Source organism: Methyloversatilis sp., from assembly GCF_030698125.1.
Lineage (GTDB): Bacteria > Pseudomonadota > Gammaproteobacteria > Burkholderiales > Rhodocyclaceae > Methyloversatilis.
The window spans coordinates 70,503-83,943 of the sequence record NZ_JAUYNV010000017.1; the positions used below are offsets into that span (position 1 = coordinate 70,503).

The 13,441-nt window shown below is 64.8% G+C and carries 14 protein-coding genes; 13 read left to right on the top strand and 1 reads right to left on the bottom strand.

Annotated features, from left to right (window positions below; translation table 11 throughout):
- The first annotated feature begins 53 nt into the window (after positions 1 to 53).
- Positions 54 to 209, top strand: coding sequence for a hypothetical protein (locus Q8Q80_RS07590; protein WP_305632325.1), 156 nt, complete (start codon positions 54 to 56; stop codon positions 207 to 209).
- A gap of 2 nt (positions 210 to 211) precedes the next feature.
- On the opposite strand, the gene Q8Q80_RS07595 is transcribed toward Q8Q80_RS07590, so the two are convergent.
- Positions 212 to 1,189 (bottom strand): carotenoid 1,2-hydratase, encoded by a 978-nt coding sequence (locus Q8Q80_RS07595; protein ID WP_305632326.1) that lies wholly within the window; start codon positions 1,187 to 1,189, stop codon positions 212 to 214.
- 156 nt (positions 1,190 to 1,345) lie between these two features.
- Here Q8Q80_RS07595 and Q8Q80_RS07600 point away from each other — a divergent pair, with 156 nt between their 5' ends.
- From Q8Q80_RS07600 to Q8Q80_RS07655, 12 genes are all read left to right on the top strand, one after another.
- A complete protein-coding gene (locus Q8Q80_RS07600) occupies positions 1,346 to 2,239 on the top strand; it encodes a polyprenyl synthetase family protein (RefSeq protein ID WP_257095399.1) in 894 nt (297 codons plus the stop codon).
- Between the two features lie 38 nt (positions 2,240 to 2,277).
- Positions 2,278 to 3,453, top strand: coding sequence for a methyltransferase (locus tag Q8Q80_RS07605; RefSeq protein WP_305632327.1), 1,176 nt, complete (start codon positions 2,278 to 2,280; stop codon positions 3,451 to 3,453).
- Positions 3,454 to 3,556: 103 nt separating this feature from the next.
- The gene (gene bchC, locus Q8Q80_RS07610) at positions 3,557 to 4,492 is read left to right on the top strand and encodes a chlorophyll synthesis pathway protein BchC (protein WP_305632328.1); all 936 of its coding nucleotides are present in this window, start codon (positions 3,557 to 3,559) and stop codon (positions 4,490 to 4,492) included.
- Positions 4,489 to 5,511 (top strand): chlorophyllide a reductase iron protein subunit X, encoded by a 1,023-nt coding sequence (locus tag Q8Q80_RS07615; protein ID WP_190295015.1) that lies wholly within the window; start codon positions 4,489 to 4,491, stop codon positions 5,509 to 5,511. Before bchC ends, Q8Q80_RS07615 begins: the two co-directional genes overlap by 4 nt.
- Positions 5,512 to 5,521: 10 nt before the next feature.
- Positions 5,522 to 7,048: a chlorophyllide a reductase subunit Y gene (bchY, locus tag Q8Q80_RS07620; protein ID WP_305632329.1), complete on the top strand. Its 1,527-nt coding sequence runs from the start codon at positions 5,522 to 5,524 to the stop codon at positions 7,046 to 7,048.
- A gap of 85 nt (positions 7,049 to 7,133) precedes the next feature.
- Positions 7,134 to 8,582, top strand: a complete 1,449-nt coding sequence (gene bchZ, locus Q8Q80_RS07625; RefSeq protein WP_305632330.1) for a chlorophyllide a reductase subunit Z — start codon at positions 7,134 to 7,136, stop codon at positions 8,580 to 8,582.
- Between the two features lie 158 nt (positions 8,583 to 8,740).
- Positions 8,741 to 8,971, top strand: coding sequence for a light-harvesting antenna LH1, beta subunit (pufB, locus tag Q8Q80_RS07630; protein WP_083224038.1), 231 nt, complete (start codon positions 8,741 to 8,743; stop codon positions 8,969 to 8,971).
- Between the two features lie 10 nt (positions 8,972 to 8,981).
- Entirely contained in the window at positions 8,982 to 9,182 is a 201-nt protein-coding gene (gene pufA / locus Q8Q80_RS07635; RefSeq protein ID WP_305632331.1) for a light-harvesting antenna LH1, alpha subunit, read from the top strand.
- Positions 9,183 to 9,287: 105 nt separating this feature from the next.
- Complete coding sequence (pufL, locus tag Q8Q80_RS07640) at positions 9,288 to 10,112, top strand: photosynthetic reaction center subunit L (protein WP_305632332.1); 825 nt, start codon at positions 9,288 to 9,290, stop codon at positions 10,110 to 10,112.
- A gap of 23 nt (positions 10,113 to 10,135) precedes the next feature.
- Positions 10,136 to 11,113: a photosynthetic reaction center subunit M gene (gene pufM, locus Q8Q80_RS07645; protein WP_305632333.1), complete on the top strand. Its 978-nt coding sequence runs from the start codon at positions 10,136 to 10,138 to the stop codon at positions 11,111 to 11,113.
- A complete protein-coding gene (gene pufC / locus Q8Q80_RS07650) occupies positions 11,110 to 12,198 on the top strand; it encodes a photosynthetic reaction center cytochrome PufC (protein ID WP_305632334.1) in 1,089 nt (362 codons plus the stop codon). The genes pufM and pufC overlap by 4 nt, the downstream gene beginning before the upstream one ends.
- 378 nt (positions 12,199 to 12,576) lie before the next feature.
- The gene (locus tag Q8Q80_RS07655; protein WP_305632335.1) at positions 12,577 to 13,389 is read left to right on the top strand and encodes a peptidylprolyl isomerase; all 813 of its coding nucleotides are present in this window, start codon (positions 12,577 to 12,579) and stop codon (positions 13,387 to 13,389) included.
- Positions 13,390 to 13,441 lie beyond the last annotated feature (52 nt).

Genomic DNA, 13,441 nt, shown 5'->3' on the forward strand with positions numbered 1-13,441 from the left:
GTCAGCACCACCGGAAGAGGTGCCGCAAATGAATGGCCGAAGGAGGGCGAAACATGAGTTCCACAATGTTGAAACTGATCGAAGCGGTTCTGGTGTTCGGCGGTGTGCTCGGATTCGCCGTGTATCAACTGGTATCGGTGCGACGCCAGATCCGCGAAGACCGCGCGCGGGCGGACGCGGCGGACACGGACAACGGCGCCGCGCACTGAGCTTACAGCGCCGCGCGCACCCGCGTGCCGCTGCGACGCGGCATGCGGAAGGGCAGCAGGGTCTGCACCCAGCGGCTGCGGAAGCGGTCGAGATCCAGGCTTTCATGCATGCTGCCGACCGATTCGCCGAGCAGCTGCGTGCGCACCATCGACCGGGCGTAGAACGGTGTGTCTTCCAGCGTTTGCGCCTGCGGCGCCGCATGCTCGCTGCGCGTGGCGCGACCGACGCGCCACAACGTGGTCGGCAGCTTCTGCTCGGGCGGCGGGTCGAAGCTGCTGAAGCCGCCGCGGGCATCGAAGCGCAGCGCAAGCGACGCGTTCGACGCATCGCGCCGTGTCACGTCATAGAGCACGGCCGTGTCGCCGCCGCGCAGGCTGGCACGTGACCAGTGCCAGCGACTGAAGGCGTCTTCGAGTGAGGTTTCGCCGGCGTTGCTGTCGAGATAGCTGTCGCCCTGCCAGTGCAATGCGGGCGCGTCGAGCTGCACGCTGACCCGCGCGCAGGGCGCGATCGGCGACCACAGGTGGCGCCCTTCGGCGTCGAGCGCGAAGGCGTTGCGCGACAGCACCGGTGACTGTACGCGAACCTGTCCGCGCAGGCGTTGCGGCAGCGGCGTGGACACTTCATCGAGATCGATCACCAGCGCGTCACCGTCCCAGTGCAGGCGACTCGGGCCGATGGCCAGTTCATGGGCCGAACGGCGCAGCGCGCCGACGCCGCGTTCGGTCATTGCCCAGCGCCGGCAGTCGCCGTACAGCGCGACATTGACCGAACAGAAATCCTGCGGATCGGCCCGGCCCGGTGCGCGTCGCCGCGCTGCGGCGTAGTACGGCGAAAACACGCTGCCGATGAAGGCGATGATGGTCAGGCCGTAGTGGCCGTCGTCACTCATCGCATCGACATACCACCACTGATAGCCGCCCGGCGGCACGCGGGCCGAGAAGTCGCGCGCGTTCATCGGCCTGTTGTGCGCCGGCATCGCTCCGCATCCTGCCCGTTTCCGACCTTGTCATGCGCGCTCACGGAAGCTCTTGTAAATCGTGATTGACGTTGCTGAGTGTAATGTCTACATTACATTACACGACTATGCGACAAGAAAGATTGACAGTCGCGGCGACAACAACAGGAGACGGACATGGACGGCATGAAGCGTATCGAGCGGGCCCTGAGTGCGGCAGTCGAACAATCGCTGGAGGCCGCACTGTCGCATGCCGACGGTCCGACCTGCCCGCCGCTGCTGGCGTCCGCCATCCGCTATGCCGTGTTTCCCGGTGGTGCGCGCATCCGCCCGCGTCTGTGTCTTGCCGCCGCCTGCGCCTGCGGCGAAGACGACACCTCGGTGGCCGATCATGCCGCCGCCGCCATCGAACTGCTGCACTGCGCTTCGCTGGTGCATGACGATCTGCCCTGCTTCGATGATGCACCGATGCGCCGCGGCAAACCTTCGGTACACAGCGCCTACGGCGAACGCATTGCGGTGCTGGCCGGCGATGCGCTGATCGTGCTCGCCTTCCAGACCCTGGCGCGTGGGGGCGCGAATGCGCCCTACCGTCTGGTGCCGCTGCTGTCCATCATCGGCCGCGGGGTCGGCGTGCCGTCGGGCATCGTGGCCGGTCAGGCCTGGGAATGCGAGTCCGACGTCAATCTGCGCGAATACCAGCAGGCCAAGACCGGTTCGCTGTTTGCGTCGGCCACGATGGCGGGTGCCGCGGCTGCCGGCGCGGATCCCGGCCCCTGGCGTGCGCTCGGCGACTGCATGGGTGAAGCCTTCCAGGTCGCCGACGACATCCTCGATGCGGCGTCGGATGCGTCCAGGATCGGCAAGCCGGTCGGCCGCGACGTGGCGCTCGGCCGTCCGAGCGCAGTGCGCGAACTGGGCCTGCACGGTGCGATCCGTCGCCTCAACCTGCTGGTGGCCGAAGCCATCGATTCGGTACCGGTGTGTTCGGGTGCCGACGGTCTGCGCGCCGTCATCGCGATGGAAGCGTCGCGGCTGATCCCGCGCGAACTTGCAGACAGCGTTCTCTGAAGCCGGGCCTGCCCGCTTCCTGACCGCGCACAGACGAAATGAGTACCCGGTTCAGCATGGAGTCGTCGGCCTTCGACGGCGATCGCAAGCCGGGTCTCGCCGATCGCCTGCGTGACGCGGCCGATCGCCTGCTGAGCAGCCCGCGCTTTCATCACTGGGCGTCTGCGTTTCCGCTGACCCGCTGGAAGGCCCGGCGCGAGGCGCGTGCGCTGTTCGATCTGTGCGGCGGCTTCGTCTATTCGCAGATATTGCTGGCCTGCGTGCGGGTCGACCTGTTCCGGCTGCTGGCCGGCGGGCCATTGGCGGCAGATCGGATTGCAACGCGCATCGGCATGTCGGACGAAGCGGCCACCCGTCTGCTCGACGCGGCGGTCGCGCTGCGCCTGGTGGCCCGTCGTTCAGGTGGCCGGTACGGTCTGGGCATGCTGGGCACGGCGATGGTCGCCAACCCGGGCATCGCGGCGATGGTGGAACACCACGGCCGCATCTACCGCGATTTCGAAGATCCGCTGGCGCTGCTGCGCGGCCTGTCGCAGCGCACCGCGCTGTCGCAATACTGGCCGTATGCCGGCAACGAACAGGCGTCGGCGCTGGAAGGCGAACGCATCCGCGACTACACGGCGCTGATGGCCGCGTCGCAGCCGATGGTGGCGGCGGAGGTGCTCGACGCCTATCCGGTCGCCATGCATCGCTGCCTGCTCGACATCGGCGGTGGCGACGGCAGCTTCCTCGCCGCGGCGGCGCAGCGCGCGCCCGACCTGAAACTTCAGCTGTTCGATCTGCCGGCGGTCGCCGAGCGCGCACGCATGCGTTTCGATGCGGCCGGTCTTGCCGCGCGTGCCACGGCCTTCGGCGGTTCCTTCCAGTCGGGCGAAATGCCGACCGGTGCCGATCTGGTGTCACTGGTGCGCGTGCTGCACGACCACGACGACGAAGACGTCATGGCGCTGCTGCGGGCCATCCATCGTGCGTTGCCGGACGACGGCGTGCTGCTGATTGCCGAACAGATGTCCGGAGTGCGTGGCGCCGAGCCGGTGGGCGATGCCTACTTCGGCTTCTACCTGATGGCGATGGGCCGCGGGCGTCCGCGCTCCGAAGCCCGCCTGACCGAAATGCTGCGTGCCGCCGGCTTCTGCCAGATCGGCCTGATTCCGACCCGTATTCCTTTGCAGACGTGCGTGCTGGTTGCGCGTCCGAAACATTTACAGACATAAATGTAATGATTAGTTGACACTAATCAGAGTAAGTCTAGAATGACACTCAAGGTGACAAGCAGTCGTGACACATGGACGACGGGGTCCTCAACGCGGAGGCGCGATGAACAGTATTGCCGTAGTACTGAAGCAGCCGGAGCAGTTGGAGCTGAGCCAGCTCGAACTGACACCGGCAGGCGATGCCGATGTTGTGGTCGACGTCGAGTGGAGCGGCATCAGTACCGGCACCGAGCGCCTGCTGTGGTCCGGCCGCATGCCGCCGTTCCCCGGCATGGGTTATCCGCTGGTGCCGGGCTATGAATCGGTGGGGCGCGTCAGCGCCGCCGGTGCCACGTCCGGTCTGAATGTCGGTGATCACGTATTTGTGCCGGGTGCACGCTGCTTCGGCGAAGTGCGCGGCCTGTTCGGCGGTGCGGCCTCCCGCCTGGTGGTGCCGGCTGCCCGCACTGTCACGCTGGACGACAGCTTCGGCGAACGCGGCATCCTGCTGGCGCTTGCGGCGACCGGGCAACATGCGATCGCCGACGGCGATCACCTGCCCGACCTGATCATCGGCCACGGCGTTCTGGGTCGCATGATCGCCCGCCTGACCGTTGCCGCCGGGGGCGACCCGATCGTGTGGGAACGCAATCCGGCGCGCGCCGACGGCGCAGAAGGCTATCGCGTCATCGACCCCGCCACCGACGAGCGCCGCAATTACCGCTGCATCTGCGATGTCAGCGGCGACGGCAGCCTGCTCGACGCACTCATTGCCCGGCTGGCCCCGCACGGAGAGATTGTGCTGGCCGGTTTTTACGAAGACGCACTGTCCTTCAACTTCCCGCCGGCCTTCATGCGTGAAGCCCGCCTGCGCATTGCCGCGCAGTGGCTGGAAAGCGATCTGGTGACGGTGCGCGACATGGCAGCCGCAGGACGGCTGTCGCTCGAAGGTCTGATTACCCACCGGCAGATTGCGACCGATGCGGATGCGGCATACCGCACGGCGTTTTCCGATCCGGCCTGCCTGAAAATGATTCTCGACTGGAGATCCATGTCATGAGCGACGCCTGCGGAACATCGTCCGGCACTTCGCCGATCAAGTTCGACCTGAACAAGGTGCTGCGTGCCGAAGCCGCCATCGATCCGGATCCGGTTCCGACCGGTGAAGCGACCAAGACGACGCAGATCATCGCGATCTACGGCAAGGGCGGCATCGGCAAGAGCTTCACGCTCGCCAACCTCAGCTACATGATGGCGCAGCAGGGCAAGAAGGTATTGCTGATCGGCTGCGACCCGAAGAGCGACACCACCAGCCTGCTGTTCGGTGGCAAGGCCTGCCCGACCATCATCGAAACGAGCAGCAAGAAGAAGCTCGCCGGCGAGGAAGTCAAGATCGGCGATGTCTGCTTCATCCGCGATGGCGTGTTCGCCATGGAACTGGGCGGACCGGAAGTCGGTCGCGGCTGCGGCGGTCGCGGCATCATCCACGGCTTCGAAACGCTCGAAAAGCTGGGCTTCCACGACTGGGGCTTCGACTACGTGCTGCTCGACTTCCTGGGCGACGTGGTGTGCGGCGGCTTCGGTCTGCCGATCGCCCGCGACATGTGCCAGAAGGTCATCGTCGTCGCCAGCAACGACCTGCAGAGCCTGTACGTCGCCAACAACGTGTGCAGTGCGGTCGAATACTTCCGCAAGCTCGGTGGCAACGTCGGCGTGGCCGGCGTGGTGATCAACCGCGACGACGGCACCGGCGAGGCGGCGCAATTTGCCGAAGCCGCCGGCATACCGGTGCTGGCCACGATTCCCGCCAACGACGACATCCGCCGCAAGAGCGCCAGCTACGAAATCATCGGCCGGCCCGGCTCGCAGTGGGCGCCGCTGTTCGAGGAACTGGCGATGAATGTGGCCGAAGCGCCGCCGGTACGGCCGAAACCGATGACGCAGGACGGGCTGCTGGGCCTGTTCGCCGCCGATGTCACGGGGCGCGACTATGTGATGACGCCGGCCACCGTGGCCGACATGCTGGGCAAGGATGAAGTGATCAAGCCCACGCTCGAAGTGGTGTACGACACCGTTTGAGGTGGCCACCATGTCCAACATTTCCGACATCAAGGTCATCAACGCCGATGCGCTGAAAAGCGACGGTCTGGGCTGTCATGCCGGTCGCGACCAGCTGGAGGGTGCGGCCCGCGCCGCCGGCAAGAGCGATGTGCTGGATCAGTACGCCGCGGATTATCCGAAGGGTCCGCATGACCAGCCGCAGTCGATGTGTCCGGCCTTCGGCTCGCTGCGTGTCGGCCTGCGCATGCGCCGCACTGCGACCGTGCTGTCGGGCTCGGCCTGCTGCGTCTATGGACTGACCTTCACCTCGCACTTCTACGGTGCGCGTCGCAGCGTGGGTTACGTGCCGTTCAACAGCGAATCGCTGGTGACCGGCAAGCTGTTCGAAGATATCCGCGAAGCGGTGTTCAAGCTGGCGGATCCGGCGCAGTACGACGCAGTGGTCATCATCAACCTGTGCGTGCCGACCGCCAGTGGTGTGCCGCTGCAGCTGCTGCCCAAGGACATCAACGGCGTGCGTATCATCGGCATCGACGTGCCGGGTTTCGGCGTGCCGACGCACGCCGAGGCAAAGGACGTACTGGCCGGCGCGATGCTGAGATACGCACGCACCGAAGCCGAGCAGGGCCCGGTGCAGGCGCCGCGCAACGGCATCAGCGACAAGCCCACGGTCGCCCTGGTGGGCGAAATGTTTCCGGTGGATCCGGTCGGCATCGGTGCAATGCTGGAACCCCTTGGCCTGGCGGCTGGTCCGGTGGTCCCGACGCGTGAGTGGCGCGAGCTGTACGCAGCCCTCGATTGCGCCGTGGTGGCGGGGATCCATCCTTTCTACACCGCGAGTTTCCGTGAATTCGAAACCGCAGGGCGCGCCATCGTCGGTTCGGCGCCGGTCGGACACGACGGCACCGATGCATGGCTGCAGGCCATCGGCAATGCGTGCAATGTCGGACAGGCGCAGATCGATGCGGCCAGAAACCGCTTCCTGCCGGCCATCCGTGGCGCGCTGTCGGCCAATCCGATCAAGGGTCGCATCACGCTGAGCGGCTATGAAGGGTCGGAACTGCTGGTCGCCCGCCTGCTGGTCGAAAGCGGCGCCGACCTGCGCTACGTCGGCACGGCCTGCCCGCAGACGGTGCACAGCGCGGCCGACCTCAACTGGCTGAACGCGCACGGCGTCCATGTGCAGTACCGCGCGTCGCTGGAGCAGGATCTGGCGGCAATGCACGAATTCAAGCCCGACCTGGCGATCGGCACGACGCCCATCGTGCAAGCGGCGAAGGAAGCGCGCATTCCGGGTCTGTACTTCACGAACCTGATTTCCGCCCGCCCGCTGATGGGACCGGCCGGTGCCGGCTCGCTGGCTACCGTGATCAACAGCGCCATCGCCAACAAGGCGCGCTTCGACACCATGAGCGACTTCTTCGAAGGCGTCGGCACCCGGCACACCGCCGGTGTCTGGCAGGAATCGCCGAAGGACCATCCCGAGTTCCGCACCGCCTACAAGGCGAAAATGGCCAGGCTGGCCAAGGCGCGCAGCGTAGAGGAGGCCATATGAGGCCGAATCGGAGCCCCCGCGCCAAACATCGGCTGCCCCCCGAGGGGGCGGTCGCCCTCCTTCGGACGGCCGGGCGGAGGACGACATGCTAGTCCTCGATCACGATCGCGCAGGCGGCTACTGGGGTGCGGTGTATGTGTTCACCGCCGTCAAGGGACTGCAGGTGGTCATCGATGGTCCGGTCGGTTGCGAAAACCTTCCGGTCACCTCGGTGCTGCACTACACCGACGGCCTGCCGCCGCATGAACTGCCCATCGTGGTGACCGGACTGGCCGAAGAGCAGCTCGGGCGCGAAGGTACCGAAGGCGCGATGAAGCGCGCGCACGCGGTGCTCGATCCCGACATGCCGGCCGTGGTGGTCACCGGTTCCATCGCCGAAATGATCGGCGGCGGTGTGACGCCCGAAGGCACGAACATCCAGCGTTTCCTGCCGCGCACCATCGACGAGGACCAGTGGCAGTGCGCGAATCGCGCCATCAACTGGCTCTGGACACAGTACGGCACGAAGAAGATTCCGGAGCGCAAGCCGCGCGCCGAAGGCGAAAAGCCGCGGGTGAACATCATCGGGCCGATCTACGGCACCTTCAACACGCCGAGTGATCTGGCCGAAATCCGCCGCCTGGTCGAAGGCATCGGCTGCGAAATCAATATGGTGTTCCCGCTCGGGAGTCACCTGGCCGACGTACCGAAGCTGGTCAATGCCGACGTCAATGTCTGCATGTACCGGGAATTCGGTCGCCTGCTCTGCGAAACGCTCGAACGTCCCTACCTGCAGGCGCCGATCGGCCTGCATAGCACAACCCTTTTCCTGCGCAAGCTGGGCGAACTGACCGGTGTCGATCCGGAGCCGTTCATCGAGCGCGAGAAGCACACCACGATCAAGCCGATCTGGGACCTGTGGCGCTCGGTCACCCAGGATTTCTTCGGCACCGCCAGCTTCGCCGTGGTCGCCAACGAAACCTACGCGCGCGGCCTGCGCCACTTCCTCGAGGAAGACATGGGCCTGCCGTGCAACTTCGCGGTGTCGCGCTGCCCCGGGCAGAAGACCGACAACGCGGACGTGCGTCGTCTGGTGCGCGAGAAGACGCCGCTGGTGATGTTCGGCAGCTACAACGAACGCATGTACATGGCCGAATGCGGCGCCCGCGCCAGCTATATCCCGTCGTCCTTCCCGGGCGCCATCATCCGCCGCCACACGGGCACGCCCTTCATGGGCTACGCCGGTGCGACGTATGTGGTGCAGGAGGTGTGCAACGCGCTGTTCGACGCGCTGTTCCACATCCTGCCGCTGGCTACCGACATGGACCGGGTCGATCCGACGCCTGCACGCATCACGCGCGCCGATACGCGTCCGTGGGATGACGAGGCGCAGCGCCTGCTCGACCAGTACGTGAATGAGAAACCCTTTCTGGTCCGCATCTCGGCCGCCAAGCGCCTGCGCGACCGGGCGGAAGAAGACGCCCGCCGCGCCGATGAAGCGCGCATCACGGCGGAACGGGTCATGAATGCGCGCCTTGCGCTCGAGCCGACATGAGTGCGGCCGTCCGACAAGGCGCAGTGACAGAAAACGAAAGATGCGTCCGGTCTGACCGGAACACGATCTTCCGGGGTGCGATCCGCCTCGAAAGTCCCTGCCGCGCGGGATTTGCGCGGTGGTAATACGGCCGAAAGGCCCATCAGGAGGTAAATGTTATGGCTGATGCCAATAGCGGATCCCTGTCAGGACTGACAGCTTCCGAGGCGCGTGAATTCCACGCCATTTTCATGACGAGTTTCATCGTCTTTCTTGTCGTCGCAATCGTTGCACACATCCTCGTCTGGAACTGGCGTCCGTGGCTGCCGGGTTCGGAAGGTTATGCGTCACTGATTGAAGGCGTCCGGGCAGCGACGTACTCAGTCATTCCTTACATCTATCAGGCATAGGAGCAAAAATATGTGGCGTATATGGATGTTGTTCGATCCGCGCAGATCACTGGTAGCTCTGTTTACCTTTCTGTTTGTGCTCGCGATCGTGATTCATTTCATTCTTCTCAGTACCGATCGCTTCAACTGGATCGAAGGACCGAGCAAGAAGCCGATGGCTGCGGCAAGTGTCGCAATGCCGGCACCGGTTGCACTGAATCAGGTGCAGTAAAGAGGAAGGCGCAAGTCTGGCGAGGACCGGGCCTGCCCGGCCTCGCTTGTTGCGAAGCCAGGTTTGAAAAGTGGAGGCCCGAAGGCTTCCCAAAAGGGGGTTGGCATGTCCATGCTCAGTTTTGAAAGAAAGTACCGCGTCCGCGGTGGCACGCTGATAGGCGGAGACCTGTTCGATTTCTGGGTAGGCCCCTTCTACGTAGGCTTCTTCGGCGTCACCACGATGTTCTTTGCCCTAGTGGGCACGCTACTGATTGTCTGGGGCGCCTCGCAGGGGCCGACCTGGAATCTGTGGCAAATCAATATCGCTCCGCCTGATCTGAGTTACGGGCTGGGCATGGCGCCGCTGATGGAAGGCGGGCTATGGCAGTTGACTACGGTGTGCGCAGTCGGTTCCTTCGTGTCATGGGCACTCCGGGAAGTCGAGATATGTCGCAAGCTCGGCATCGGTTATCACGTTCCGGTGGCATTCGGTTTCGCGATCCTGGCTTACGTGACCCTGGTCGTGTTCCGGCCCATCCTGATGGGCGCGTGGGGACATGGATTCCCGTACGGCATCATGAGTCACCTGGACTGGGTTTCGAATACCGGTTACCAGTATCTGCACTTCCATTACAACCCGGCGCACATGCTGGCGGTGAGCTTCTTCTTTGCCACCACCCTCGCACTGTCGCTGCACGGCGCGCTCATCCTGTCCTCGACCAACCCTGCGAAGGGCGAAGTGGTCAAGACGCCGGATCATGAAAACACCTTCTTCCGCGATGCGATCGGCTACTCGATCGGCACGCTCGGTGTGCACCGTCTCGGGCTGTTCCTTGCGCTGTCGGCAGTCTTCTGGAGTGCCGTGTGCATCATCATCAGCGGCCCGTTCTGGACGCGCGGCTGGCCCGAATGGTGGAGCTGGTGGCTCAACCTCCCCGTGTGGCGCTAACAGAAGAAAGAGAGGGTAGAGTCATGGCGGAGTACCAGAATATTTTCACCCAGGTCCAGGTACATGGACCCGCCTTTCCGGGCGTCTCGATCGGTCGCGACGACCGTGAGCGGATGGGCAAACCCACGGATGTGCATCTGTTCGGCAGGCTGGGCGATGCACAGATCGGCCCGATCTATCTGGGCTGGCTGGGCATCGCATCGATCGTCTGTTTCCTGGTCGCGTTCGAAATCATCGGCCTCAACATGCTGGCCTCGGTGAACTGGAGCCCGATCGAGTTCGTGCGGCAGCTGTTCTGGCTGGCGCTCGAGCCGCCGCCGCCGGAATATGGATTGAAGTTGCCGCCGCTGAATCAGGGTGGCTGGTGGCTGATGGCCGGCTTCTTCCTCACGCTGTCGATCATGCTGTGGTGGCTGCGCATGTACCGCCGCGCCAAGGCCCTCGGCATGGGCACCCACGTGGCCTGGGCTTTCGCCGCGGCGATCTGGCTCTACCTCGTGCTCGGCTTCATCCGTCCGCTGCTGATGGGTTCCTGGTCGGAGGCGGTTCCGTTCGGCATCTTCCCGCACCTCGACTGGACGGCGGCGTTCTCGATCCGCTACGGCAACCTGTTCTACAACCCGTTCCACATGCTGTCGATCGCCTTCCTCTACGGATCGGCGCTGCTGTTCGCCATGCACGGTGCAACCATCCTTGCGGTCAGCCGCTTCGGTGGCGAGCGGGAAATCGAACAGATCGTCGATCGAGGTACGGCATCGGAGCGCGCAGCCCTGTTCTGGCGCTGGACGATGGGCTTCAACGCGTCGATGGAATCCATCCACCGCTGGGCCTGGTGGTTCGCAGTGCTGTGCCCGCTGACCGGCGGCATCGGCATCCTGCTCACCGGCACCGTGGTCGACAACTGGTATCTGTGGGCGGTCAAGCACCACGTCGCACCGATGTACCCGGCGGTATTCGGCACGGTTGTCGATCCCGCAACGCTGCAAGGAGCGCAACAATGATCAAGTCCTGTACAGCGATCCGCATCGCACTGTTGCTGGCGGCCGGCGTGCTGGTGTCGGCATGCGAAAGGCCGCCGATCACCACCGAGCAGCACGGCTTCCGCGGCACGGCGATGGTCAAGGTCGCCAACCCGCGCATCGTCGCCGGGCAGGCCGGCATCCATGCCGTACCCGCGGCGCTTCCCGCCGCGCCGCAGGAAGGGCAGAAGGCGTCCGAGGTGTATCAGAACGTCAAGGTGCTGGGCGACGTCAGCGTGGCGGAATTCACCCGCATCATGGTTGCCATGACGCAGTGGGTCGCGCCAGAGCAGGGTTGCGGCTACTGCCACAACCTGCAGAATCTGGCCGATGACTCGCTCTACACCAAGGTCGTGGCGCGGCGCATGATCCAGATGACGCAGACCATCAACAGCGACTACAAGACCCACGTCGCAGATACCGGCGTCACCTGCTACACCTGCCATCGCGGCATGCCGGTGCCGGCGAATGTGTGGTTCGCACCGGAGCCGCAGAAGCACGCGACGCGCATGGTCGGCAACAAGGGCGGGCAGAACACGCCGGCCGAGTCGGTGGCCTATGCATCGCTGCCCTACGATCCTTTCACCCCGTATCTGAGCAAGGCCAACACGATCGCCGTGAATGCGAAGACCGCGTTGCCGAACGTACGGGTGGGATCGATCCAGGCGACCGAAGACACCTACGCGTTGATGATGCACATGTCGGATGGCCTCGGCGTGAATTGCACCTACTGCCACAACACGCGTGCCTTCTCGTCGTGGGAAACCAGCACGCCGCAGCGCGTGACGGCCTGGCACGGCATCCGGATGTCGCGTGACCTGAACAACACCTATATGGATCCGCTGGCGCAGACCTTCCCGGTCCATCGCCTCGGCGCCCTGGGTGATGTGGCCAAGGTGAATTGCGCGACCTGCCATCAGGGTGCCTACAAGCCGCTGTACGGTGCGTCGATGCTGAAGGACTACATGGCGCTCAGTGCGGCGGGCGCACTGGCAGCGATGCCGGCCGCGGCCGAGGCGCCGGCCGAGCCGGCTGCCGAAATGCCGGCGGAAGCAGAAAAGCCGTAAGTCCGGTCGCCGGCTGCGTGCCGGTGGTCGGCAAAGATCGTCCGGCCGCTCCTGCATCACCCCCGCCGTGCCAGACGGCGTTTGCGGGGGCGGATCCGGACCCTCTCAGTACACTTCGGGCCCCTCGGGGCCCGAAGCCGTTCACGCGGGGGTGTCGCGAGTTTGTCCGTGTGGGTGTTGCGCTGCTGCAGCGTCTGCCGCGTACCGGCGTGATCCGTGCAGGGGTTCGCGGCTGACCACGAACCTGAGAGAATCTGTCGCCGGGGAGCGTGGCCGGACTGCAACCCTTTCCGTTCCGTGTTCCCACCCATGCATGGCCTCGCCAGTGCCCGCAGCGCTGCGGCCAGAGCTCATACCTGAAAACAGAAGGATCCATCGATGAACCACACTTTGAGCTGTCTGGCCGCCGCGATCGCGATCGGTACAGCACTCCCCGCTTCGGCACAGGAAGCGGCCGCGACGACCCCAGCGTTCACCGACAAGGTTGCCAGGGTCAACGGCGTGCCGATCCCGTCGGAACTTGGCAATGTATTCATCAAGGAACAGGTGGCCCAGGGGGCGCTCGACAGCCCGGATCTGCGCTCGCGCGTGCGCGATCACCTGGTGCGTCGCGAGGTGCTGCTGCAGGCGGCGCGCGAAGGCAAGGTGGACAAGGATCCCGCGCTGCTGCAGCGCATCGAGTACGCCCGCGACGAAATGGTGATCAACGCCTACCTCGACGGCTGGTCGAAGGAGCGCCCGGTCACCGACGCACAGATCACGGCGGAATATGACCGCGCAGCGGCCAAGATGGGCACCGGCACGGAATACAAGGCGCGGCACATCCTGGTTGACCAGGAGGGCGCGGCGAAATCCATCATCGACAACCTGAACAGCGGCATCGACTTCGGTACGCTGGTCGTGTATTCGAAGGACACCGGCAGTCAGGAACGGGGCGGCGATCTCGGCTGGGCCGATCCGGCGACCTACGTCAAGGAATTCAGTGACGCGATGACGAAGCTGGAAAAGGGCAAGTACACGACCGAACCGGTGAAGACGCAGTATGGCTACCACATCATCCTGCTCGAGGATGTGCGCAAGAAGGGCCCGCCGCCGCTCGAACAGGTGAAGGAGCGCATGGTCCAGCACCTGCAGCAGCAGGCCGTGCAGGAGCACGTCACGACGCTGCTGGGCAAGGCAAAGGTCGAGTAGTGACGCATCAGGCATCCGTTCGAGCTGCGCCCGAACGGGTGCCTGGTTGCAG